Origin of the sequence: Brevibacillus brevis, assembly GCF_022026395.1 — a bacterium.
In the GTDB taxonomy this organism is placed as follows: Bacteria; Bacillota; Bacilli; order Brevibacillales; family Brevibacillaceae; genus Brevibacillus.
Genome location: NZ_CP041767.1, coordinates 2870815 through 2893785 on the forward strand (window position 1 = coordinate 2870815; position 22971 = coordinate 2893785).

At 47.7% G+C, this 22971-nt stretch carries 23 protein-coding genes; 17 read left to right on the top strand and 6 right to left on the bottom strand.

From position 1 onward, the window contains the following. Positions 1-10: 10 nt before the first annotated feature. Positions 11-1348: a serine hydroxymethyltransferase gene (gene glyA / locus FO446_RS14195; RefSeq protein WP_173609282.1), complete on the top strand. Its 1338-nt coding sequence runs from the start codon at positions 11-13 to the stop codon at positions 1346-1348. A 146-nt stretch (positions 1349-1494) separates the two neighbouring features. Next, positions 1495-1989, top strand: a complete 495-nt coding sequence (locus tag FO446_RS14200) for a MarR family winged helix-turn-helix transcriptional regulator (protein ID WP_173609281.1) — start codon at positions 1495-1497, stop codon at positions 1987-1989. A gap of 12 nt (positions 1990-2001) precedes the next feature. Here the strand turns inward: FO446_RS14200 and FO446_RS14205 are convergent, their stop codons facing one another. Continuing rightward, a complete protein-coding gene (locus FO446_RS14205; protein ID WP_173609280.1) occupies positions 2002-2898 on the bottom strand; it encodes an NAD-dependent epimerase/dehydratase family protein in 897 nt (298 codons plus the stop codon). Between the two features lie 201 nt (positions 2899-3099). Between FO446_RS14205 and FO446_RS14210 the strand changes: the two genes are divergently transcribed. The 7 genes from FO446_RS14210 (at position 3100) to FO446_RS14240 (ending at position 10321) form a co-directional block, all read left to right on the top strand. Continuing rightward, positions 3100-4086, top strand: coding sequence for a substrate-binding domain-containing protein (locus FO446_RS14210; protein ID WP_173609823.1), 987 nt, complete (start codon positions 3100-3102; stop codon positions 4084-4086). Positions 4087-4151: 65 nt separating this feature from the next. Continuing rightward, on the top strand, positions 4152-5120 hold the full coding sequence (locus tag FO446_RS14215) for a sugar phosphate isomerase/epimerase family protein (protein WP_173609279.1): 969 nt from the start codon (positions 4152-4154) through the stop codon (positions 5118-5120). Between the two features lie 11 nt (positions 5121-5131). Further along, complete coding sequence (locus tag FO446_RS14220; protein WP_173609278.1) at positions 5132-6190, top strand: Gfo/Idh/MocA family protein; 1059 nt, start codon at positions 5132-5134, stop codon at positions 6188-6190. 23 nt (positions 6191-6213) lie between these two features. After that, on the top strand, positions 6214-7551 hold the full coding sequence (locus FO446_RS14225) for an extracellular solute-binding protein (RefSeq protein ID WP_237900922.1): 1338 nt from the start codon (positions 6214-6216) through the stop codon (positions 7549-7551). 108 nt (positions 7552-7659) lie between these two features. Continuing rightward, positions 7660-8970, top strand: coding sequence for a carbohydrate ABC transporter permease (locus FO446_RS14230; protein ID WP_173609276.1), 1311 nt, complete (start codon positions 7660-7662; stop codon positions 8968-8970). Between the two features lie 12 nt (positions 8971-8982). Next, positions 8983-9810, top strand: coding sequence for a carbohydrate ABC transporter permease (locus FO446_RS14235; protein WP_232772830.1), 828 nt, complete (start codon positions 8983-8985; stop codon positions 9808-9810). Between the two features lie 19 nt (positions 9811-9829). After that, the gene (locus FO446_RS14240) at positions 9830-10321 is read left to right on the top strand and encodes an SRPBCC family protein (protein ID WP_221866996.1); all 492 of its coding nucleotides are present in this window, start codon (positions 9830-9832) and stop codon (positions 10319-10321) included. Positions 10322-10399: 78 nt separating this feature from the next. On the opposite strand, the gene FO446_RS14245 is transcribed toward FO446_RS14240, so the two are convergent. Next, positions 10400-11809 carry a sigma-54 interaction domain-containing protein gene (locus FO446_RS14245; RefSeq protein ID WP_237900923.1) on the bottom strand — a complete coding sequence of 470 codons (1410 nt, stop codon included), beginning with the start codon at positions 11807-11809 and terminating at the stop codon, positions 10400-10402. A gap of 230 nt (positions 11810-12039) precedes the next feature. Here FO446_RS14245 and pdhA point away from each other — a divergent pair, with 230 nt between their 5' ends. From pdhA to FO446_RS14270, 5 genes are all read left to right on the top strand, one after another. After that, positions 12040-13107 carry a pyruvate dehydrogenase (acetyl-transferring) E1 component subunit alpha gene (gene pdhA, locus FO446_RS14250; protein WP_237900924.1) on the top strand — a complete coding sequence of 356 codons (1068 nt, stop codon included), beginning with the start codon at positions 12040-12042 and terminating at the stop codon, positions 13105-13107. Then, the gene (locus FO446_RS14255) at positions 13104-14087 is read left to right on the top strand and encodes an alpha-ketoacid dehydrogenase subunit beta (RefSeq protein ID WP_237900925.1); all 984 of its coding nucleotides are present in this window, start codon (positions 13104-13106) and stop codon (positions 14085-14087) included. Before pdhA ends, FO446_RS14255 begins: the two co-directional genes overlap by 4 nt. Before the next feature lie 18 nt (positions 14088-14105). Further along, the gene (locus FO446_RS14260; RefSeq protein ID WP_237900927.1) at positions 14106-15407 is read left to right on the top strand and encodes a dihydrolipoamide acetyltransferase family protein; all 1302 of its coding nucleotides are present in this window, start codon (positions 14106-14108) and stop codon (positions 15405-15407) included. After that, complete coding sequence (lpdA, locus tag FO446_RS14265; RefSeq protein ID WP_237900929.1) at positions 15408-16853, top strand: dihydrolipoyl dehydrogenase; 1446 nt, start codon at positions 15408-15410, stop codon at positions 16851-16853. A 131-nt stretch (positions 16854-16984) separates the two neighbouring features. Further along, positions 16985-17335, top strand: a complete 351-nt coding sequence (locus FO446_RS14270) for a VOC family protein (RefSeq protein WP_173609268.1) — start codon at positions 16985-16987, stop codon at positions 17333-17335. Between the two features lie 142 nt (positions 17336-17477). Here the strand turns inward: FO446_RS14270 and FO446_RS14275 are convergent, their stop codons facing one another. Continuing rightward, on the bottom strand, positions 17478-18068 hold the full coding sequence (locus FO446_RS14275; protein ID WP_237900931.1) for an NAD(P)H oxidoreductase: 591 nt from the start codon (positions 18066-18068) through the stop codon (positions 17478-17480). A gap of 188 nt (positions 18069-18256) precedes the next feature. Here FO446_RS14275 and FO446_RS14280 point away from each other — a divergent pair, with 188 nt between their 5' ends. From FO446_RS14280 to FO446_RS14285, 3 genes are all read left to right on the top strand, one after another. Beyond that, positions 18257-18649, top strand: coding sequence for a winged helix-turn-helix transcriptional regulator (locus FO446_RS14280; RefSeq protein WP_173609266.1), 393 nt, complete (start codon positions 18257-18259; stop codon positions 18647-18649). A gap of 242 nt (positions 18650-18891) precedes the next feature. Continuing rightward, positions 18892-19023 carry a hypothetical protein gene (locus FO446_RS28930; RefSeq protein WP_269137335.1) on the top strand — a complete coding sequence of 44 codons (132 nt, stop codon included), beginning with the start codon at positions 18892-18894 and terminating at the stop codon, positions 19021-19023. 87 nt (positions 19024-19110) lie between these two features. Beyond that, positions 19111-19605 (top strand): YdhK family protein, encoded by a 495-nt coding sequence (locus FO446_RS14285; RefSeq protein ID WP_173609265.1) that lies wholly within the window; start codon positions 19111-19113, stop codon positions 19603-19605. Between the two features lie 92 nt (positions 19606-19697). Here the strand turns inward: FO446_RS14285 and FO446_RS14290 are convergent, their stop codons facing one another. From FO446_RS14290 to FO446_RS14300, 3 genes are all read right to left on the bottom strand, one after another. Then, a complete protein-coding gene (locus tag FO446_RS14290) occupies positions 19698-20168 on the bottom strand; it encodes a GbsR/MarR family transcriptional regulator (RefSeq protein WP_173609264.1) in 471 nt (156 codons plus the stop codon). A 128-nt stretch (positions 20169-20296) separates the two neighbouring features. Continuing rightward, entirely contained in the window at positions 20297-21688 is a 1392-nt protein-coding gene (locus tag FO446_RS14295; RefSeq protein ID WP_221866989.1) for a M14 family zinc carboxypeptidase, read from the bottom strand. Then, positions 21681-22877 (bottom strand): MFS transporter, encoded by a 1197-nt coding sequence (locus tag FO446_RS14300; protein WP_173609262.1) that lies wholly within the window; start codon positions 22875-22877, stop codon positions 21681-21683. The genes FO446_RS14295 and FO446_RS14300 overlap by 8 nt, the downstream gene beginning before the upstream one ends. Between the last annotated feature and the right edge of the window lie 94 nt (positions 22878-22971).

The window sequence follows — 22971 nt, forward strand, 5'->3', positions numbered from 1 at the left end:
GGGTAATGGCATGAGTACGGTTGAAATGAAGGGAGAAGTACATGATTCGCGTGTTCTTCAATGGGCACGATCCATTATCGAAGAGAGTCCGTCCCACCGTCTGATTCAGCAAGAGATCGTGAATGCTGTCAACCGCAATGCGATTTGGCGCGGCGAGGAATGCCTGAATTTGCTCGCACCAGAAGCTCCTACCACGCCCATCGTACGTCAACTGCTCGCTTCTGAGGTTGGTACTCGCGCTGCGGAAGGACATATTGGCAGCACGCAGAGATGGTTCGCTGGCACAAAATATATCGACGAAATCGAAGCGCTATGTGTGGAGCTATTGAAAAAAGTATTCCACGCCAATTTTGCTGACCATCGATTGGTAGCGAGCATGATCGGGAACATGACAGTCTATGCGGCGTTAACACAACCGGGCGATACGATTATGACGATTGCGCAACCGTTTGGGGGGCATTCCAGCAATCGGGTGGACGGGCCTGCTGGCATTCGCGGTTTGCAAATTGTGGATGTGCCAATGGACCCCGCTGAGCTTACCGTTGATTTGGACGAATTCGCGAAAGTCGCACGGCAAGTTAGACCAAAGCTCGTTACCCTCGGCGCGTCCATGACCTTATTCCCATTTCCTTTGAAGGAAATGGCTGAGATCGTGAAGGAATGGGGCGGGCGCATTTATTTTGATGGTGCACACCAGTTGGGGTTGATCGGTGGTGGTCAATTTCAAGACCCGCTACGAGAAGGGGCATGTGTGATGACTGGCTCGGCTGGCAAAACATTTAGCGGTCCGCAAAGCGGCATTATCGTCTGGAATGACCCGGAACTTTCGATACCGATTACAGATGCCATTTTCCCAGCCCTTGCCGCGACACATCAAGTCAACCGGGTAGCGGCACTGGCTGCGGCGGCGGCAGAGTTTTTGGCGTTTGGCAAAGAATACATGGCGCAAATTGTGACGAATGCGCAAGCGCTGGGAAAAGCATTCGATGAACGGGGTATTCGAGTTCTTTGCGCCCATAAAGGCTATACACGTACACACCAAGTCATTCTGGACGTAAAAGAGTTTGGCGGTGGGTACGAGGTAGGTAAGCGATTGGCAGAAGCGAACATCATCACGAACAAAAATTTAATTCCAGGCGATGGACCAGAGGATTGGGACTTTCCAAGCGGTCTGCGTATCGGGACGACAGAAGTCACTCGCTTTGGTATGAAGGAACAAGAGATGGACATGATTGCAGAACTCATTGTTAGTGTGTTGTCCGGCAGGGAAAAGCCCGAGGTGGTTAAGTCAAAGGTGATCGAATTGCGCAGATCGTTTAGCAAGATGCAGTTCTGCTGCCCAGAATAGAGCCGGTGGGAAAAACACCGTATGCCGGTGGGTCAAACCTTGGCATACGGTGTTTTTCGAGTGGTAAGTGGACTCTCATTCTTGACAATGTCTTTTCATTTCGTAAATAATCGATTGATACCATCAAAGAATGGGAGTCTAAACGGATGAGTACAGACCATACAAACTCAAACTCGGATGTTACTATTGATCAGACAACGAAAGAGCTTGCTCTCGTATTTGGTCAGCTAAAGCGGATCGGACATGTTTTCAGTCCTTCGAAAGACCTCCGTCAGAGCGAACTGAATTTGCTAGTTCACTTGACCTACGTCAGTCCACCTGGCACGAACGGCATCAGAGTTTCTGAGCTAGGCAAGCAGTTGAAAATAACGTCTGCAGCTGTGACCCATGTGATTCAATCACTCGAACAGCAAGGCTACATAACCCGTACCGTAGGACCTAAGGATCGACGCTCCATTCTCGTAGCCCCTACGAAAAAGGGATTTGATTTTGTGGCAGCGAGAGAGCAAGAGCTGTTTAATCGTTTTCAGCAGCTGCATGAACATCTAGGTACGGATGATGCACAGGCACTCATACGAATTTTAACGAAATCAATCCGATTCCTGCATACCTATCAGGATAGCGATGAATCACACCCATAGTTCGAAGAGGAACTATGGTTTTTTATTGTTTTGATAAGAACCTTGCTCCAGCTCTTTAAGGAGAGAGTTCGCAGAGGGGCTCCATTGCAACTGTTGTTCCGCGCGCAATCCAGATATCCTCTGATTGATGCTCGCCCCCCAAGCGGCTGGTCCTAACTCCTTGGCCGCATCCTCATAGCTCCATGATTCCGCTTTGTCTATCCCAGCTATTTTGGCAATCGAAGTCATGAGCTCTTTCGTCGTAATCATTTCCTTAGAAGTTCCGTTAAATAATGAGCCTGGTTGTGCGCGTAAAAAAGCGCATTCGTAAAGTCTCGCCAAATCATCAATATCGATAGTAGACCATGCCGTTTGTCCATCATCGATGTAGTTGGCTGACTGAGAGAGCTTCGTTCTTTGAATCGTTGCTTGGACGAGTCCACCACCACGACCATACACAAGTGTAGGACGTATGACGATTGTTCGAATGTTGCGCTCGGCAGCTACTAAAACTTCCTGCTCCTGGTTCGCTTTCCATTGGAGAAAAGGCAAAGGGTTGAGAGGGGAGTTCTCATCCACGACAGTGTCGTACGTATCGTTATAGATCAGCGTTCCGCTCGTATAAATGAATGGCTTCCCTGTCCCTTCCAAACCATCCAGCATTGCCTGAACCGCAGCTACATCCAGTTTTTCCATATCAGGAGTGTGCGAGATCGCCATATGAATGACCCCATCGAATTTTTTAACAATCTCCGTTAGCAGTGTGGTGTCCGCAAGATCGCCAGCAATAGGGGTGAACCCCTGTGAAAGCAACAGCTCCGCTTTCTCTTCCGATCGTACAAGTCCAGCAACCTGATACCCAAGAGACTGAAAATGCTCGGCGACTACGGACCCGACATAACCTGTTATTCCTGTAAGGAAAACATTCATGACAAAACCTCCTTCATACATAATTAATTTAGTAAATAAATTATATAGTGAATTATTTAGTAAGTTCCTTGCAATGTCAACACAATTTATAATTAACTAAATATTGACAAAACGAAAATTGGGTGTTATTTTCACATTAGGAAAACGTTTACCCGCTACATAGAAAGTGAGTGAAGAACCATTACTGTAACCATTAAAGATATCGCTCAACTCGCCAACGTTTCCATCGCGACTGTTTCGCGCGTGCTGAACAATTCCAAGCCAGTCCGACCAGAGCTGCGGGAAAGAGTCTTGAAAATCGTGCAAGAGACGGGCTTTCAGCCGAATGCGATTGCCAGGAGCTTGGTTAGCAAGGAAACCCGCATCATCGGGGTGATGATTCCCGATATCTCCAACAATTTTTACTCCAATCTCATTTACGGAATTGACAGCGTCATTAGCGAGTACGACTATAGTATGTTTTTGGCGATATCCGATGAAGTGGTGGACAAAGAGCTGAAGTACTTGCGCCTGTTCAAAGAAAAACAAATCGATGGTGTCATTATTGCGAGCATCCATTTCCTGGAGGGCAACATCCAGACGCTGCAAGAGATTCAGGTTCCCCTTGTTGTTACCGGCCACGATTTGCCCGGCTATCAGATTCCGACTGTCAACGTGAACAATGTGCAAGCTTCTTATGATGCTACCGCCTATCTCATTTCGCAAGGCCATACAAAAATCGCGTGTATATCTGGTCCACTGTGGGACCCGCCGTGTGGTCTGGATCGCATGGGTGGTTACCGAAAAGCCATGCGGGCACATGATTTGCCCATCCATGAAGGATTTGTCGTGGAAGGAGAATTCACAGCCAAGAGCGGTTACGAAGCCATGCGCCGTATTTGTGAGGAAAAAATTCGTCCAACAGCCGTTTTTGTCGCCACAGACCTGATGGCGGTTGGCGTCCTCAATTACTTGTACGACCATGGCATTCGTGTACCAGAAGACATCTCCGTCATGGGCTTCGACAATTTGGAGCTCGCCTCACTTTCCCGTCCGATGCTCACCACCGTGCACAATGACCCGTTCATGTACGGAAAAGCCGCAGCAGAGCAATTACTCAGACAAATCCGCAATGAACCTGTAGAGAGAATGAGCACCGTCCCCCATCATCTCGTCATTCGCCAAACTGTAAGCGTTTTACTGGAGTGAGGCAACAAGTCTTTACCATATAGAAGAAGCAAACGAGTTTACGCATTCAAAAGGGGTGAAGAGATATGAAGCTTGGCGTATTTACTGTTCTTTTTAGCGAGAAGTCGTTCGAAGAAATGCTGGATCATGTGAAGGCAGCAGGTTTAGAGGCCGTGGAAATCGGCACAGGCTGCTATCCGGGCAATGCACACTGCAATCTGGATGAGCTGTTGGAAAGTCCGGAAAAAAGACGAGCGTACAAAAAAGCAGTAGAGGATCGGGGATTGATAATCAGCGCGCTTAGTTGTCACGGAAACCCGTTGACACCAGAGAAAAGCTTTGCGCAGCAATCCCACGATACGTTTGTGAAAACGGTACAATTAGCCGAGATGCTGGAGGTGCCTGTGGTCAACTGCTTTTCAGGCACGGCAGGCGACCACGAAGGAGCGAAATACCCGAGCTGGCCCGTTGCTCCTTGGCCCAATGAGTATCACGATGTGCTGCATTGGCAATGGAATGAGAGGCTCATCCCGTATTGGCGCGAATGGACTGCTTATGCGACTGACCATCATGTCAAGGTTGCGCTGGAACTGCATGGCGGATTTCTCGTCCACACACCAGGGACACTGCTAAAGCTGCGGGAACAGGTAGGCGAGGGAATCGGGGCAAACTTCGATCCAAGTCACATGTGGTGGCAAGGGATTGATCCTGTAGCTGCGATCAAAATCTTGGGCAAAGAAAAAGCTATCTATCATTTCCATGCCAAAGACACGTATATCGACCAGGAAAAAGTGAACATGTACGGGCTGACGGATATGAATTCCTACGCCAACCTACATGAACGTGCGTGGTATTTCCGAACCGTAGGCTATGGGCATTCGCAGCAGACGTGGGCGGATATGATGAGTGCACTGCGCATGAATGGATACGATTATGTCGTGAGTATCGAGCATGAGGATGCCATCATGTCGATTGAAGAAGGCTTTTTGCGCGCTGTTCAAAATCTGCAGCAGGTCATCTTGCGAGAACCAGTCCAGAATCTATGGTGGGTGTAGGAGGGAAGGAAATGACGAGTAGACGCAAATGGAAAATCGGAATCATCGGTGCAGGGGGGATTACAGAAGCACACTTGGAGGCGATCAAGGAAGAGCCGCGAGCAGAGGTAGTTGCGATTGCAGATATTTCAGCAGAAATGGCTTCCTTTCGTGCGAAACGGCATGAGATTCCGCAAGTTTTCACCGAATACCAGACGATGCTGCAAGAGTCTGATACGGACGCAATCATTGTTTGTGTCCCGAACTACTTGCATGCAGAAGCGACCAAACGTGCGCTTGCAGCAGGCAAACACTTGTTGTGCGAAAAGCCGATGGCGATGAATGCCCAGGAAGCAGAAGAAATGATCGAAGCCGCGAAGAAAGCAGACAAAATCCTCATGGTAGCTCAAAACAACCGATTCCGAAGCGATTCCCTGCAAGTCAAAACATGGCTGAAGGAAGGAAAACTGGGGAACATTTATCACGCCAAAACCGGTTGGATCAGGAGAAATGGGATTCCCGGATGGGGGAGCTGGTTTACGCAAAAAGAAAGGGCTGGCGGCGGTCCGTTGATTGATATCGGCGTACATATGCTCGATTTGACCTTATGGCTCTTGGATCATCCAAAGCCTGTATCTGTCCTCGGGCAAACGTATGCGCAATTCGGACCTCACAAACGCGGCTTGTCAGAGTGGGGAAGGATCGATGATAACGGGAAGTTTGACGTGGAAGATATGGCAGTTGCGATGATCACTTTTGAGAATGGATTGTCACTTACGCTCGATGCAAGCTGGGCTTCTCACATCGCAGAGGAAAACGTTTTCCTTCAACTATATGGACAAGAGGGTGGGGCCTCCCTGCGTTTATTGGAGAACCAGTTCACGCTTTACCACGAGTGGAACGGCGTAACTGCTTCGACAGAATTAACACCAAAACCTCAAAAAGAACGCGTACTCTTATTCCGTAATTTCATAGACGCCATCGAAGGGAAAGCAGAGGTGCTCTGCACACCGGAACAAGCCTTGTACATCAACAGATTGATCGAAGCCATCTACGCATCTGCACAAAAAGGTGAAGCAGTCCGCTTCTAACATGAGCATAGGGGGTTACTTAGATGAAAGTTGCAAAAAGACTTACATCCGCTGGACTTACCTTATTAATGGCCTTCTCATTGGCAGCATGTTCTTCCACACCTCAGCAAGCTTCTACAGATACAACCCCATCACAGCCTTCAACACCAACCGCACCTAAAACAGAGCCATCACAGCCCACAGCAGAAAAAATCAAGCTTGTCTACGCACGCGGAAAAGACGCGACGGATTCCACCAAAAAGCTCGTGGAGGCTTTCCAAAAAGCCCATCCGAATATCGAAGTAGAAATCCGTGAGATGCCTGCCGATTCCGGGCAGAGTCATGATCAATACGTTACCATGTTCAGTGCCCAATCCTCCGAGATCGATGTATTTGACCTGGACGTGATCTGGCCGGCTGAATTCGCACAAGCGGGTTATCTTCTGCCGCTCGACCGCCTGATGGAGCAAGATGGAATCGAGACCGGAAAATATATCAAGGGGGCCATGGATGCTGGGAACTTTGGCGGCCAGCAATGGACCATGCCCAAGTTTATCGACGCGGGACTCTTGTTTTACCGCAAAGATCTTGTATCCGAAGCACCAAAGACGTGGGATGACCTGATTGCCCAAGCAAAGGCAACGAAGGGCAAGGGCGGCACGAAGTTCGGCTACTTGATGCAAGCCAAGCAATATGAAGGACTGGTTTGCAACTTTGTCGAGTTCAGTGCATCGTACGGCGGAAAAATTTTGGATGAACAAGGCAAAGTAGCGGTCAACAATCCGGCTACGATCAAAGGGTTGAAAAAAATGATCGAGGTCGTCAAATCTGATTTCGTCCCATCCAATGTCACCACATTCATGGAGCCGGAATCACACACCGCATTCCTCGAGGGGCAGGCACCTTTTATCCGTAACTGGCCGTATCAGTTCGCGTTGGCGCAGGATCAGGCCCAGTCCAAAATCGTTGATCAAGTAGCGATCGCTCCACTGCCAGCTGGCGATGTAGGCTCCGCAGCAGCACTTGGCGGTTGGATGGGCGGAATCAACAAGTTCTCGAAGCACCCGAAAGAAGCATGGGAATTCCTCAAATTCATGACAGGTCCAGAGGGTCAGAAAATATCAGCGATAGAAGGTGGGCTCGCACCAACTTACCTGCCAGCCTATGAAGACGCCGATGTTCAAAAAGCCAGTCCGTTGTTCGCCAACAAAGATTTCGTCGATGGCGTAAGCGCTGCTGTATCTCGTCCAACGACTCCGATCTATCCCAAAATTTCGGAAGTGATCCAGATTGAAGTGTCCAAAGCGCTTGCAGGGCAGCAAACAGCCGAGCAAGCGGTGCAAAACATGGAAACGCAGATGAACGACTTGATGAGAAATTAAGCGGCACCATATGGAGCTTCCAAGGGAGTCTAACCGACTTCCTTGGAAGTTGCACAACGATCAGGCAAGCCCAAGCATGCTTCTAGCGGGAAGGAAGGTGGTGAACGGATGAATCGATCAACCAAAATGTCTCTCTCAGAAAAACAGATGGGGTATGTGCTGATTTTTCCTGCACTGCTCATCATACTTGTTATCGCGATTTGGCCTGTCATGCGATCCTTTTGGATCAGTCTGCACGATATTCGGTTGAACGACCCGACGAAATCAGAGATTCACTCTTCATACGGACTAGATATGGAACGCTACGTCAGCACGTTACCCAATCTGCTCCGGTATGTAAAGAGGGAGGCGGACTCTGCAGAAGGGTCATCAAAAGAAAAATTGAACGCGCTCCAAGTGCAAATCGAGCAAATGAACACTTCCCTCAACCAAACAGGCGAGGTCGCGAGCCGATACCAAATGATCGACCAGCTATTGCTGGACTTTAAACCAGTCCCCACAGAACTCAAATATGTGAGCCTCTCGAACCTACAAACAGAGTCTATCAAAAACACCTTGGCGGAAATCAGAGCGGTCCTTTTGCAAATGAGTGAACAAAAGCTGCTTTCGAAGCCAGAGGGTGCTCTTGGCGTGATCCAAGGCATTGAAGCTTCGATAATCGAACCCAACTTTGTTGGCTTTGCCTACTACAAGAAGTTTTTAACGGACGCCCGGATGTGGGGGGCTATGTACAATACAGCATTTTTTACCGTTATTTCCGTTGCTATTGAACTAGTGCTCGGCATATTGATCGCGCTGTTGATCAATCGACCTTTTCGTGGAAGGAGTCTTGTACGAGCAACTGTGTTAATACCGTGGGCGATTCCGACTGTTATCTCCGCGATGATGTGGAAGTTTTTGTACGATGGGCAAAATGGCATCGTCGCCTATCTTTTTGAGCAGGCAGGGCTGATCGCGGATATGGGGATGCTCCTGACGACAAAGGCTGGAGCCATGTTTTCCGTCATTTTGGCCGATGTGTGGAAGACGACGCCGTTCATGGCTTTGCTCATATTCGCAGGCCTGCAAACGATTCCCCAAAGCTTGTATGAAGCAGCTTCTGTCGACGGTGCCACCCGCACCCAGCAATTTTTTCGTATTACGCTTCCGATGCTGAAATCAACCATTCTGGTGGCGCTATTGTTCCGCACACTAGATGCGTTCCGCGTATTTGACCTGATTTACACGCTGACAGGTGGGGCACCCGGGAACTCAACCGAGACCATTTCCATTTACGCGTACAAAACGATGTTTGCTCAAATGAGTTTTGGAGAAGGTTCTGCGCTTGCGGTCATTGTCTTTTTATGTGTGGCATTGATCTCCATCGGCTATGTCAAAATATTGGGAGCTGATCTGCTGAGTGATGGCAGTAGCAAATAAGGAGGTGATTGGATGGGTAAACATACAGGTCCCTTGTTTTACGTGGGGCTACTGCTATTCGTTTTTCTTGTGATGTTCCCGTTTTTATGGATTCTCCTCGCAGCATTGAAGCCACCAGCGGAGCTGTTTGGAGAGCGAGCCTTTCATTTTATCATCCAAAATCCTTCGTTGGACAACTTTGTCCGCGTCTTCACGGAAAGACCGTTTGCCCGTTACTTGTGGAATTCAACTGTCGTGGCGACGTTAACCACACTCTACTCTATAACGATCGCTTCCTTTGCTGCATATGCAATTGCCTGGCTTTCCTTTCGGGGGAAAACGGTTATTTTGGGTGTCGTACTGGCTGTGTCCATGTTTCCGCAGATCGCTACCATTTCTCCTATTTTTATGTTCATGCAATCGATGGGCTTAACGAACAGCTACATTGGCCTGATCATTCCGTATACAACCTTCGCGCTGCCGCTCGCCATCTGGAATCTGACCATCTTTTTCCGCAAAATACCGAGTGATTTGGGCGAAGCAGCCAAAGTAGACGGTGCGAGCATTTGGCAAACGATGACGAAAGTGTTTTTCCCGCTTGCTATGCCTGGGGTTTTTACGACCGCCATCCTCGTTTTTATCGCAGCGTGGAATGAATTTTTGTTCGCCTTGACGTTGAATACACAGGAAGCGATGAAGACAGTGCCTGTGGGAATCGTCATGTTTCAGGGAATGTTTACAATCCCGTGGGGAGAAATATCTGCTGCCTCCATCATTGTGACGATCCCGCTCGTAGTGATGGTGTTGATTTTCCAGAGGCGGATTATTTCAGGATTGACGTCCGGGGCAGTAAAAGAATGAAAGGGAGTCATTCGATCATTTGTCCCGCAAATGTGATTGTGTTACGGTGGAAGCAGCAATCAGAAAGCGAGTTGACGAACGCATGAATAATCTTACAAAATTTCAGATTAACAGGCCTGCCCATGAAGTGTTCGAAGCTTTCGTGGACCCGGCGAAAATCGGCAACTTCTGGTTCTCTTCCAGCTCGGCAAGGTGGGAAGAAGGGAAGCACATTACATTATTCTACGATATTTACAACGCAGAAGTAGGGATTGCCGTTCGCGAAATCAAAGAGCACAAACGAATCGTTTTCCAGTGGGCGGGAGAAGAAAATACTGTAACGATTACATTAAACGCGTTGGATGAAGCCACGACGATCATTGAAGTGAATGAAGAGGGTTTTCAAGAAGATGATCCAGCGCTTCTACAAAAAATCGTCGACAATAAAGAAGGCTGGGTGTACGTCTTAAGCTGTTTGAAGGGGTATCTGGAGCATGGGATCAACACTTTAAGAGAAGGGCTTGTGAAATAGCCCCCGGATGTTTGCGAGACCATACGCTGAAAGAACGAGAAAGCCCGAACCAAAGTGTATCGGGCTTTTCCTTTTGCCTTATTTAATGCCGAGGGTACGCTTTTTTCGAACGAGCGTAGATATGTTCACTTGCAGCTTATCCGCACACTGCTGCATGGTGTCTGTCTCTTTCAAGAGGCGCTGGATATACGCTCGTTCAAACCGTTCGACCGCTTCTTTTAGCGGCAATAGCTCATCCATTTTAGCGAGTTGGAGAGGCAGGGCTGTCTGTTGCGTATTACGAATGGATGTTGGCAACTGATCAAAGGTAATCCGCCCATTTTCACACATGTGGAAAGAACGTTCCACCACATTTTTCAACTCGCGTGTATTCCCTGGCCAATCATAATCCATCAGCGCCTCCAACGCATCTGTTTCGATGCGCATCTCTTGCTGGTACTTCCATTCGAGCTTTTTCAAATAGTAGAAAATGAGAGCCGGAATATCCTCGCGGCGCTCACGCAAGGGTGGGATGGTAAGAGAAAGTACGTTTAGCCGGTAGAACAAATCCTGCCGAAAACGCTTTTGTTCCACCATCGCTTCCAAATCACTATTAGTGGCAGCGATGATACGCATGTTCACTTGACGAGATGTTTTCCCCCCAAGTCTGCGAATCCGTCCATCCTGCAACACATTCAAGAGCTTCACCTGTAAAGGAAAGGGAAGGTCTCCAATCTCATCGAGAAATATGGTTCCTCGATCCGCCAGCTCAAACAATCCTTCCTTTGACTGGCTTGCCCCCGTAAATGCGCCTTTCTCATAGCCAAACAATTCTGACTCAAGCAAATGCTCGGGAATGGCCCCACAGTTAATCTTGATAAACTCTCCAGTTCGTCCGCTTTGCGCGTGAATGTAATTCGCCATGACATCTTTACCAACACCAGACTCACCTAGCAAAAGGATGGGAGAGTCGTTGGTCGCAAAGCGCTTGGCGAGTGAAGCGATTCGATGCATGAGCCCACTGCGATAAATGATCTGCTCGTCAAAGTTACCATCGGTTTGGATATGCTCCAGAGCCCTTTGATACGCCGAACTGATTTGACGTGTTTCTTCCAGCTCCTTCTGAAGCTGATTCAGTTCCGTGACGTCGCGCACATTTCCCACTACTAACAATAATTCCTGGTTCGAATCGAGCAGCGGAGTAGCCGTGTTAATCGCTTGCCGACCGTTTGGATAATCGATCACGACACTATGGGTTCGTTTCGTCAAAATCGTCCGCACAGCAGAAGAGTCAGGAACAAGATGCATTTCTTTTTGCTCCATAAAGCTGAAATTATTCAGGATGTCGGCGGGAACTCCCGTGATGTTCAAGTACGCCTCATTGTAGAGCAGGACGTAGCCGTTGCGGTCACAGATCGCCAATCCATCGTGGGACGTACTGAAGATGGTTGTCAGCAATTTTGCGAGTTCATGATTGTCACTGGCCTGGAAATACTTGGTTTGATACATGGAAGTCCTCCTATGTAAGCTTGTAAACGGAATAATCAGAATTAATCATCGATGCGCAATTATGCATATGCAAAAGTGATCATTTTTGAATGGTTTTGTTGTGAAATCGCTTTCAAATGTTTGGCATGCTACTTGCTCTTCTATAAAGACGAAAGCAAAAGCAAAACGATCAGGATCACACTAACGAAAGACACCGCGGTGTTTTTCATTGAAAAAGAGAGGGATGTTCTATGTCTTCATTATATCAGGTATTGAGTCCAGCGGGTGAGCTGGTAGGCGATCTCAAGGGGCAATTAGACGAGGCGACGATGATCAAGATGTATGAAAATATGGTGCTGGCTCGCCAGTTTGACCGCAAGTCGATTAACCTGCAACGACAAGGAAGAATGGGTACGTATGCTCCTTTTGAAGGGCAGGAAGCTTCGCAAGTAGGCAGCGCGATGGCATTAACACCTGGAGATTGGCTTTTCCCAACCTACCGAGACCATGCGGCAGCAATCGTCCATGGTCAGTCCATGGCACGGGTGTTCCTCTATTGGATGGGCCACATGGAAGGGAGTATCAGTCCGAAGCATTTGAATATCATGCCGCCCTGCGTACCGATTGCGACTCAAATGGTTCATGCGGTAGGGACGGCTTGGGCGAGCAAGCTGCAAAACGAAAAGCATGTCAGCATCGCCTACTTTGGTGATGGAGCAAGCTCAGAGGGCGATTTTCATGAGGCATTGAATTTTGCAGGCGTATTTCAAACACCGACCATTTTCTTCTGTCAAAACAACGGCTTCGCCATCAGCGTTCCGTTTTCACAGCAGTCTTCATCGAAAACGATTGCACAGCGTTCGGCTGCTTATGACATCCCTGGAGTTCGGATAGACGGCAATGATATCTTCGCTGTTTGGCTGACGATGAAAGAAGCCATGCAACGTGCACTAGATGGCAAGGGACCGACGTTGATCGAAGCGGTGACATTCCGCTATGGCGCACACACAACCGCAGATGATCCAAAGAAATACCGGGATCAAGAGAGTTTGTCCGAGGAATGGCGTCAAGAACGCGATCCACTCCAACGTCTGCGTGTATATCTGGAGAATCAAGGGTTGTGGAATGAAACGAAGGAAGCAGAGTTGGTTGCACGGATGAATGAACAGATCGACGCAGCTCTTGTCGAAGCAGAGAGCTATCCGAAGTCCAAACCGGAAGACATGTTCAAGCACGTCTACGCTGAACCATCGTGGATGGCAACGGAACAGGAGAGCGAGCTCGTCAAGCCATCGAAGCAGGAGGGAATCCCCGCATGAAACGCAAACTGACGATGATTCAAGCAATCACGGAGGCTATGGATCAAAAATTGGCAGATGATTCACGCATTATGCTGCTCGGCGAGGATATTGGCGTGAATGGTGGCGTGTTCCGGGCGACGGAAGATTTGATTCACAAGTACGGTCCGGATCGTGTAGTGGACACGCCGCTTGCTGAGGCGGGAATCATCGGGGCAGCAATCGGTCTTGCCATGAACGGGAAAATTCCTGTGGTCGAGATTCAATTCCTTGCCTTCATATATCCGGGTTTTGAGCAAATTGTTTCTCATGCGGCACGCATGCGCTATCGGACTCGCGGACAGTACCATGTCCCGATGGTCATACGCACACCGTATGGAGCAGGGATTCGCGGTCCTGAGCTGCATTCGGAGAGTGTCGAAACGTTTTTTGCTCATGTCCCTGGCTTAAAGGTTGTAGCACCAAGCACACCTTATGATGCAAAAGGCTTGCTGATTGCAGCAATGGAAGATCCTGACCCGGTCATATTTTTGGAGCCGACCAAGCTGTATCGTGCATTTAAACAAGAGGTTCCAGAGGAAATGTACCGTGTCCCCATTGGAAAAGCGAAGGTCGTCCAGGAAGGCTCGGATGTATCCATTTTTGCTTGGGGAGCGATGCTTCGCGTCGCTGAGGATGCTGCGAAGCAGATCGAGCGCGAAAACGGCTTGAGTTGTGAAGTCATTGATCTGCGGACGCTCTATCCATTGGATCGGGATACGATCATCGCCTCGGTCAAAAAGACTGGACGCGCAGTTGTCGTACATGAAGCGCATAAGACAGCCGGGTTGGGTGCAGAGATCATCTCCATAATCAATGATGAAGCATTGATCTACATGAAGGCTCCCGTGAAACGGATTACCGGATTTGACGTCCCCGTCCCGCAATTCAGTATCGAAGATGACTATTTGCCAACGGCTGAACGCGTGAAGGACGGAATTTTGGAAACGGCTACGTTTTAAAGAGAAGGAGCGAGTCATATGGTTGAGTTCAAGCTTCCTGATGTGGGAGAAGGTATGCATGAAGGAGAAATTGTAAAAGTACTGGTTCGCACGGGCGAATCCGTTCAACAGGATCAACCGCTGCTGGAGGTTCAGACAGACAAGGTGAATGCCGAGTTGTCTGCGCCAGTGACAGGCATTATTCGTGACATTTTCATATCAGAAGGGGAAACAGTAGAGGTCGGAACTACCCTTCTCGTAATCGATGCAGGTACGGAAGCAAAGAAGGAAGAGACAAAGCTTCCAGAAAAGGTCGTAAATCCGGATAAGACAGTCAATTTTGCCCCAGCTCGTGCTGATCACCGCCGCTCATTGGCCACACCATACGTTCGGCAGTTGGCACGGGAAATGAAGCTGGATATCGAGTTGGTCACGGGAACAGGAGCAGCAGGGCGTGTGACGGAAGAAGATTTGCGCCAATTCGCCAATCGACTGCAAAAATCAGTACCAGCCAAGTTTCCGACTTCGGCTACTGGCAATGAGCGTCTGTTGGAGGCAAGTACGGTGGAGGTTGAGACTGAACCGGTTGTTCAGCCGAAAACAGGAACCACTACTCGCGCGACCACCTCGTCGCAGGGAGATATCGAACGGCTACCTTTAAAAGGCATCCGGAAAAAGATTGCCGAGCATATGGTGAAATCAGTGACAATCATCCCGCATGTTACTTCAGTCGATGAGCTGGAGATGGATCAGCTGCGTGCTTTGCGCGAAAAGCTAAAGCCATATGCGGAAAAACGGAATATCAAGTTGACCTTCCTGCCGTTCTTTATCAAGGCGTTGGTCATTGCACTGAAGGAATTCCCGACGCTGAACGCATCGATTGACGAACATACGAATGAAATCCTGCTCAAGCGTTTTTACCATATCGGCATTGCAACGGATACGCCGGAGGGCTTGATTGTACCAGTTATCAAGGATGCAGACCACAAATCGATTTTTCAACTCGCAGAGGAAATCGATCAGCTGGCACGCTTGGCTCGCAAAGGCAAATTGACTATGGAGCACATAACAGGCGGCACCTTCACGGTCAGCAATGTAGGTCCTATCGGGGGACTGCAAGCAACTCCCATCATTAATCACCCCGAAGTGGCGATTATCAGTTTGCACAAAATGGAGAAGCGTTGGGTCGTGCGTGAGGATGAAGGCGTTATTCGCTGGATGATGAACCTGTCACTTTCGTTTGATCATCGCCTGATCGATGGCGTGACGGCGGTACGTTTTACCAACCGGATCAAGGAGTTGCTGGAAGATCCGAATCTATTGTTTGCGGAGATGGTATAGATGGTAGTCGGCGAAGTAGCAGTAGAAACAGATGTGGTTGTCATCGGCGGTGGGCCAGGAGGTTATGCAGCCGCTATTCGTCTCGGACAGCTGGGGAAATCAGTTGTTCTGATTGAGAAAGAAGTACTGGGTGGGGTCTGCTTGAATCGCGGATGCATTCCGTCGAAAGCCTTGATTCATACAGCAGGCGAATACCACAAGCTAAGTAGTCTAACTAAGCTTGGAATTCAACTGCCGACAGGGAAAACAACGTTCCACATGCCGAGCTGGCAGACGTGGAAGTCTTCTGTCGTTGCTCAGCTGAACAAAGGGGTCGATTATCTCTGCCAGGCCAACGGGGTTACGGTCGTAAAGGGGACAGCAACATTTCTGTCGAGTGATCGGATTGGCGTAGAGACGGGTGGCGATTTTGAAACGTACAAATTCAAACAAGCGATTATTGCGACAGGATCACGTCCATTCATTCCATCGTTTTTAAAAACAGATGGAGAATATATTCTGGATTCTACTGATATGCTGGCATTGGATGACGTACCGGAAACACTGGCCATTATCGGCGGGGGCTATATTGGAATGGAGCTCGGGATGGCGTTCGCCAAGCTTGGATCGCAGGTGACTGTCATCGAGGCAACCGAGCGCATTTTGCCACAGACAGCGGCGCATCTCTCTTCGGAAGTGCTCAAGCAAGCGAAACAGCTCGGGATGACGGTCAAGACCGCAACAAAGGTAGAGAAGGCTGAGGTAGCGAACGGAAGAGTCACGCTCGCATGCACCTCGGAAAAGAACGGTTTCGAAAGTGTCATCGCACATAAAACACTCGTCACCATAGGGCGAGTGCCGAACACAGGCGAACTCGGACTTGCGCAGGCGGGTGTAGAAGTGGACGAGCGCGGCTACATACCCGTGACATCGATTGGCAGTACGAACAGGGCGCATATTTATGCCATCGGCGATGTAACACCTGGCCCTGCGTTAGCCCATCGTGCAACGAAGCAAGGGATTGTGGCAGCCGAGGTGATCGCAGGGCTGCCTAGCAGCGTAGATTCCCCTTTTGTACCTTATGTGATTTTTACCGAACCGCAAATAGCGGGTGTGGGGATGACACGCGAAGAGGCAGAACTTCAAGGATACAAGGTCAAGGTAGCGGCTTTTCCTTATCGGGCGAATGGAAGAGCACTCGCCATGGATGAGGGAGAGGGTTTTGCAGAAGTGATAGTGGATCAAGATAGCCATTTATTATTGGGAATGCACGTTGTAGGTGCGGATGCCTCAAACCTGATTGGGGAGGGTGTGCTGGCACTTGAGCTTGCTGCACGTGTAGAAGATGTGGCGTTAACTATGCATCCGCATCCCACTTTAAGCGAAGTATGGCTGGAGGCTGCTGAAGCGGTGTTAGGTCATGCCATTCATATCGTAAACAAATCAAAAGTAGCTGTGAACCAATAGAACTATCGTGAAACCTTAAAGATATGTGACGGATATTCATGACAATGATCAGCCTCAGACCCTGTCAAGATTAGCATTTGCATGAATGTGCTACGCTTGAATTAATCTCGTGCAAAGGATGTGTGGTCATTATGAAATTGAATCACGTCAATCTTACGGTTACGGATGTTCCAGCTGCTTCTGATTTCTTGGAGAAGTATTTTGGCTTGAAAAAGTTAGATACGTCGGATGATGCCCGTGGCGATAGTTTTGGGGTCCTATTTGACGATAACGGCCTGGTGTTTACCTTGATGAAGGGTGCCGAAGTCCAATATCCAAAGACATTTCATATCGGCTTCATTCAGGAGAGCGAAGAGAAAGTAAATGAAATCAATCAACGCTTAAAAGAAGATGGTTACAAAGTAGCACCGCCAGTAAGATCGCATGGCTGGACGTTTTACGTGAAAGCTCCTGGTGGATTTACAGTTGAGGTACTTGCGTAGCATTAAATACACATAGTTGAAAGCCTTCTTTTTCTTACAAGAAAAGAGGGTTTTCTTTTTTATTGTTTAAACATCCGGTAAATCAGAAGGGGTGGGCGTTAAGTTGCAACTCCCACCGCTGGCTACGATAGAAAAACATTTTTTATACTTGCAGGCTCTCTTTCTTCCCATAATGGAATCCCAATTGATATGCACGGTCCAACAACTGCTCGATATGCGCAGGATTTTGCGCCAAGGTGTCATAAAGGAACTCAACTCTCGAATTGTCGATTCCGACGTAACCAGAGATTCCGACATTGAGGTGATGCGCTATCATTTGGTCATAACTTCTTTTTTGAAAATGATCTTCCGTTGCAGCTGCCAGACCAATCCACAATGCATGCTTATGATGCAGTTTACTTGAGCCGTAGGCAAACCCGTTGTTCCAGACGCGATCGATATATCCTTTCAACATGGCTGGCATGCTGAACCACCAGATCGGAAAAATGAAGGCTAACGCGTCGTGTTTTCTCATACGCTCCATTTCAATCTCGACCTCTTCGGAATATTTCTTATCGCCATTATTCCAATCCGGCTCATCTTCCTCCCATAATACAGGGTGAAACCCACTGCGATGCAAATCCAAAACTTCAACCTCATGCCCTGCATCTTTTAGGCCCTGAACGAAGCGTTCTGAAACGGCAAAGGTCAAGGAATTGGTTCGTGGATGGGTAACAACTGTCAGTACTTTCATTTCATACACCCTCTATCTTTGTAGTCATTTATACGGCCATCTTCTAAGGCGCTGGTATATCCGAATCATGCACCATATAATGGAATGTGAAAAGTACGCACTTTTTTGTGCTTTTAATACCAAAAAGTAACATAGGAACAAAAAGGTTCCTGAAAAAATCGTAAGCCATGAGGGAGGATAGTAAATCGATGAGACCAAAGCTCAAACATACATACCAAATTCCTTCTGAAGCAACGCTAGATGTTTTAGGTGGAAAATGGAAAACCTTGATTTTATGTCAGCTATACTACGGGCCAAAAAGAACGAGCGAATTGAAAAAACAAATGCCGGACATTAGCCAAAAAATCCTGACACAGCAGCTTCGTGAGTTAGAAGAGGATGGAATCGTCATTAGGACCGTGTACAGCCAAGTACCGCCAAAGGTCGAGTATGAATTGAGTGAATTGGGAGAATCGCTCAAACCAATTATGGATCTCATGTGTGAATGGGGCGAACGTTACCTACGCGGGGAAATACCGGGCAAAGAAGTTGCAGACCCTGCAAAAAACGCGGTTAGATACAGAGCTATTCAAGGAATTTGACAGAAAGATCAGAAATTGGCAAGAAAAGCAGATTGTTTCAGCAGCATGGGTTCAAGAGTCGATTCAGCCAAAATTTCGGACATACGAGAGGATTGGGTCTTACGGCTTGTTGTGTTCAGCAGTGAGCTGTATGACCATTCTTTGCGGCCTTTTGCTTTATTCAGAAAGTACATACTTGCAGCGGAATAGAGCGAAAACCAGTTCAGGGCACGAGCAGGTCCTTCGAACTGGTTTCTTTTTACATGAAACATTTTATTTGGGTGGTGCGTCTGTATGGACAAGAGTTGACTGGCAGATTGGCTAGCAGGAGGAAGATGTTGCTGTACACAGATGCGCAGGATTTGCTAAGCCCGTTCAAGGATGCATTCAAATAAAGCATCAAGCAGGATACAAGTGGATAAGGAAGGTATTGTGTACCCATAATACCTTTGACAGACAACAAAGAATTCGGGGTGTTTAGAATGAAAAAATGGAAACTGTTATCGCTCATGCTGATTACCGCAATGGGGTTAAGCGCATGTGGCGGTCCTGCTGCACCGGATGTGCTGGAGCAAGTAGAAGTTGTACCGAAACCTACGTATACAGTAGGGAGTGAAGTCATCTTGAAAGCAAGTCACCAACCAGGGATGCAAGGGGCGAAAGCAAAAATCGTGGGGGCTTACGACACGACGGCCTATTCCGTTACCTATACGCCTACAACGGGTGAGCCCCCTGTGAAAGGTTATAAATGGATCATTCAAGAAGAAATCAAGAACCATATCCAGCAACCGTATAATCCGGGAACGGAAGTCGTCTTGAAGGCGGATCATGTGAAAGGGATGCTCGATGCATCAGCCAAGCTTGATACGGCAAATACAACGACTGTCTATATGATCGATTACACTCCCACGACAGGGGGAGGAGAAATAAAGAACTACAAATGGGTAACGGAGGATGAGATATCACCAGTCAAATGATCGATGCCATCCTTTTATGGAAAAAGGCAGCCGCGGCTTTTTCAGCGCCAAAGCTGCCTTTCTGCTTTTCCATTGATACGAGCTATTTGCTGTTACATACGACGAGACTTCCACTCAACGAGCATTTGGTTGAGAGATTCCCTGTATAGCTCAATTGCTTCCAGCATCTCATGGAATCGCTGCATAACTAGCTCACTATCCTGCAAATTTTCAATTTGCATTCCTTTTTCTATGATATTCTTTAATGATAGGATTCGCTCTAAACCCTGTATAAGCTCTTCCTCAATTGTGTCTGGTGCCATGATGTAATAGCTCACACGGTCGCCTGTCACACTCTTTTTTTCCGCGAATCCAATTTTCAAAAGCATGCGCATATTGGTAGACACGCTTCCGAGACTGACTTGTAATGTAGTGGCAATCTGCTCGGATGAAAGGGGTTCCTGAGAGACCATCAACAGTCCAATAATCCGGCCAGCAATTCTGGATAATCCTTGATTTTCGTGATGGAGAGCCATTTCTTCAATCAATTGCATTGTTTCCGCCGTTAATTTGTCCAACTTCATGACTCCTTTTTCCTCGTTTTGCCCGATTTCCATGCTTTTGTCTATTATACTACCAATAGTCATCGCTTTCTTCAGAAAATACCAAAAGAAAATGCACCTGCTCTTTTGACAGGTGCCCACGTCATTCCTTATTTTAGTGGCGTGGAAGTAGTTTCATGGGTTTGACGAAGATATTCCATGATCATCAAGGCAGAACCTAGCTGGACACCGCACAATTCGCGCAGCGGACGCATCGACCAGTTAAAAAAGGAGAGTAGCTCTTGTAAGCCTTGATTCAGCCATTGTTCTGAATCTGCTCGAATCTCCGAAAGGGCGATGTTGTCGGGCTGGGCATCCAGCATGCGGATAAGCATGCTACAGCAGCATAGAGAACTCCAAAAAGTGCGTAGTTTCAGGTCAAACATTTCAGCTACTGTTGCGAAGCGTGCTAAAGCTGCATCACTTTCAGCTGATTGTAAATGATGGGATCGAACTTCCTCCATACCGATCAGAAAATCCTCTACAGACCGCTGAAATTTGGTTGGTACCGTTATGAATGCCTGTGCGTTTTGGTACTGTTTGGATAAAAAAGCAATCTGTTCCCCTTCCAGTTTGGCTATGTCCAGCGTAGCATCCTTGTAGCTATGAGTGGTTTCCGATTTATCTCCCATCCTTGGATCCGTAAACAACGATATTTCCGAAACAAGGCAAAAGGTATCGTAACGTGTCCCAGCATAATCGCGCGATGAGCCCCCCATGAGGATTGCTTTCGAAGGGTCTTCTCCAGTAGGCAGGATACTTTGGTAGTAATCGTACATAGCAGACAGCTCAGGTAGCAGATAAAAACCGGCTTGGATAGGGGGCATGAATGGTGCCTCCGGTTCGCCGATCATCAGCGGTAATTGATGATCATGGGTCAGTTTTATGATCTGTTGGCACAATGCGTCGGGAAGAGGAGTCGATACATAATAAAACGTTCCAGTTTGATCGGAGCTGTGCAAGCTGTTGAGGAAATGCGGCTTGGCTTCATCAATCGCCCGCATAAATGCTACGGTTTCAGGAATGGGCTCGCTGAAGCTGAACGTTTTATACGCATACGGGAATGTCCATTCAACTTGTTCGTGCATACTGGGACGATAGTAGTTGCGGATGTAACGATCTGGAGAAAACGGGCCGCCGTACCAACCTTCATTCAGTCGGCAACCATCTACATCGATTTCTTTGATGATATAAAAGGTATAATCCATTTGCTCTAATAGGGCTGAATCCTCACATAGCTTTTTGCTGAGATACTCTAGCGATAGAGCTCCAATCGGCTCATTTGGATGCGGACAACCGACGAACAGCGCGCGATGCTGGCCATTTCCAATTCGCAGCATAAGGATGGGGTGTCCTTCTGTTGAGTGACCGATGGTACTGAGGGTAACAAGATCTGGATAGGCGGCTGCTAGTTCACGGGAAGAGGTGTCCAATTCCTCAATGGTTAGAAAATGTGAAAAATCAGGCATTTCTTGTAACAGTTTTTGAATGAAATCAGTCAAGCTCCTCACTCCTTTTGAGATGGATAAGAAAGGATGAAACAAGTGCAATTCCTGCACCTACCAGCAACAGGGAAAAACCGGCTTGAAAGGAGAACGCCTGAATAAATGCGCCCATCGCGATTGGTGTAAAAATACTTGCCAGCTTTCCTCCGGTTAACAGAATTCCACTAGCAGTACCCAAAGCATCTGAGGGAATGATACGCATGGTAAGGCCAATAATGGGTTGAGTGGTAAGGGAGAGAAAAAACAAAGAGATCGACTCAAACAACAGAAACTGGTTGACATTGTCAGATAGGATCATAAGTGTAAGGAGAATCGTTGAGAACAGAAGGGACGGAATGACCATCGATCGAAACTTTTGATGAAAATAACGGTCAAACAACCAACCTCCTGCCAAATAGCCAAGCATGGAAATGAGAAGAGGAAGCGATGCGTATAAGCCTGATTGGGTAATAGCAAGATGTTTTTCCGTTGTTAAGTAAGTAGGTACCCATGTCAAGCATCCAACCATCACGATTTGAATTCCGCAGAGCATACTTGTTAGTTTCCACAAATGCCCGTTACGGAAAAGAGACATGAAAGGGATGGGGTTCGACTCTGATGATGCTGAGCATGATGGTGATTCCTTCACGAAAGGACGGGGAAGGGATATCCAGAGAATGGGGGCCAAGAGCAGGCCGATTAATGCTGTAACAAAAGTAGCTTCCTGCCATCCCAGTATCGCAATCAATGGTGCTACTAGAAAAGGGGCAAGTCCAGTCCCAATTGGTTCAGCTGATGAAACGATGGAGACTGTGGTCGTACGGATGTTTGCAGGTGTTCGTTCGGCAATCGCTTTTAACATAGCAGGCATTAGGGGGGCATCGATAAACCCCAACAAAAATCGGATGACGAGTAAGGCTGCAAAACTTGTGACCGCCCCTGTAAGCGCAGTCAATATTGCCCACAGTACCAAGTTGATTACAATAATTTGCTTCGATCCTCGTTTATCAGCAATGATCCCTCCCGGAATGGTAAAAATCGCGAAGCCTAAAAAATAAACACTGATGATCGCACCTTGCTCCACTGGATTCAGATGAAATTCTTCTCCAATAAATGGCAGCGCAATAATGATGCTGTACGAGCCAAGAACCCCAACGAGTATGGTGACAAACAAGAGCACAGCACTGATCGAAGTAGTTTTTTTCATGTGCATCACTTCCTAAAAGATGTTATGAGTATTATATTAAGTATTTTCAGTAATTTTAGTCAATACTGAAATTACTGAAATGAATGTCGGCTGA

What these genes read in the sequence shown, in the direction of transcription:
- glyA (WP_173609282.1), top strand. Translation starts at nt 11, where the DNA reads ATGAGTACGGTTGAAATGAAGGGAGAAGTACATGATTCGCGTGTTCTT.
- FO446_RS14200 (WP_173609281.1), top strand. Translation starts at nt 1,495, where the DNA reads ATGAGTACAGACCATACAAACTCAAACTCGGATGTTACTATTGATCAG.
- FO446_RS14205 (WP_173609280.1), bottom strand. Translation starts at nt 2,898, where the DNA reads ATGAATGTTTTCCTTACAGGAATAACAGGTTATGTCGGGTCCGTAGTC.
- FO446_RS14215 (WP_173609279.1), top strand. Translation starts at nt 4,152, where the DNA reads ATGAAGCTTGGCGTATTTACTGTTCTTTTTAGCGAGAAGTCGTTCGAA.
- FO446_RS14220 (WP_173609278.1), top strand. Translation starts at nt 5,132, where the DNA reads ATGACGAGTAGACGCAAATGGAAAATCGGAATCATCGGTGCAGGGGGG.
- FO446_RS14225 (WP_237900922.1), top strand. Translation starts at nt 6,214, where the DNA reads ATGAAAGTTGCAAAAAGACTTACATCCGCTGGACTTACCTTATTAATG.
- FO446_RS14230 (WP_173609276.1), top strand. Translation starts at nt 7,660, where the DNA reads ATGAATCGATCAACCAAAATGTCTCTCTCAGAAAAACAGATGGGGTAT.
- FO446_RS14235 (WP_232772830.1), top strand. Translation starts at nt 8,983, where the DNA reads ATGGGTAAACATACAGGTCCCTTGTTTTACGTGGGGCTACTGCTATTC.
- FO446_RS14245 (WP_237900923.1), bottom strand. Translation starts at nt 11,809, where the DNA reads ATGTATCAAACCAAGTATTTCCAGGCCAGTGACAATCATGAACTCGCA.
- pdhA (WP_237900924.1), top strand. Translation starts at nt 12,040, where the DNA reads ATGTCTTCATTATATCAGGTATTGAGTCCAGCGGGTGAGCTGGTAGGC.
- FO446_RS14255 (WP_237900925.1), top strand. Translation starts at nt 13,104, where the DNA reads ATGAAACGCAAACTGACGATGATTCAAGCAATCACGGAGGCTATGGAT.
- FO446_RS14260 (WP_237900927.1), top strand. Translation starts at nt 14,106, where the DNA reads ATGGTTGAGTTCAAGCTTCCTGATGTGGGAGAAGGTATGCATGAAGGA.
- lpdA (WP_237900929.1), top strand. Translation starts at nt 15,408, where the DNA reads ATGGTAGTCGGCGAAGTAGCAGTAGAAACAGATGTGGTTGTCATCGGC.
- FO446_RS14270 (WP_173609268.1), top strand. Translation starts at nt 16,985, where the DNA reads ATGAAATTGAATCACGTCAATCTTACGGTTACGGATGTTCCAGCTGCT.
- FO446_RS14275 (WP_237900931.1), bottom strand. Translation starts at nt 18,068, where the DNA reads ATGAAAGTACTGACAGTTGTTACCCATCCACGAACCAATTCCTTGACC.
- FO446_RS14280 (WP_173609266.1), top strand. Translation starts at nt 18,257, where the DNA reads ATGAGACCAAAGCTCAAACATACATACCAAATTCCTTCTGAAGCAACG.
- FO446_RS28930 (WP_269137335.1), top strand. Translation starts at nt 18,892, where the DNA reads ATGAAACATTTTATTTGGGTGGTGCGTCTGTATGGACAAGAGTTGACT.
- FO446_RS14285 (WP_173609265.1), top strand. Translation starts at nt 19,111, where the DNA reads ATGAAAAAATGGAAACTGTTATCGCTCATGCTGATTACCGCAATGGGG.
- FO446_RS14290 (WP_173609264.1), bottom strand. Translation starts at nt 20,168, where the DNA reads ATGAAGTTGGACAAATTAACGGCGGAAACAATGCAATTGATTGAAGAA.
- FO446_RS14300 (WP_173609262.1), bottom strand. Translation starts at nt 22,877, where the DNA reads ATGAAAAAAACTACTTCGATCAGTGCTGTGCTCTTGTTTGTCACCATA.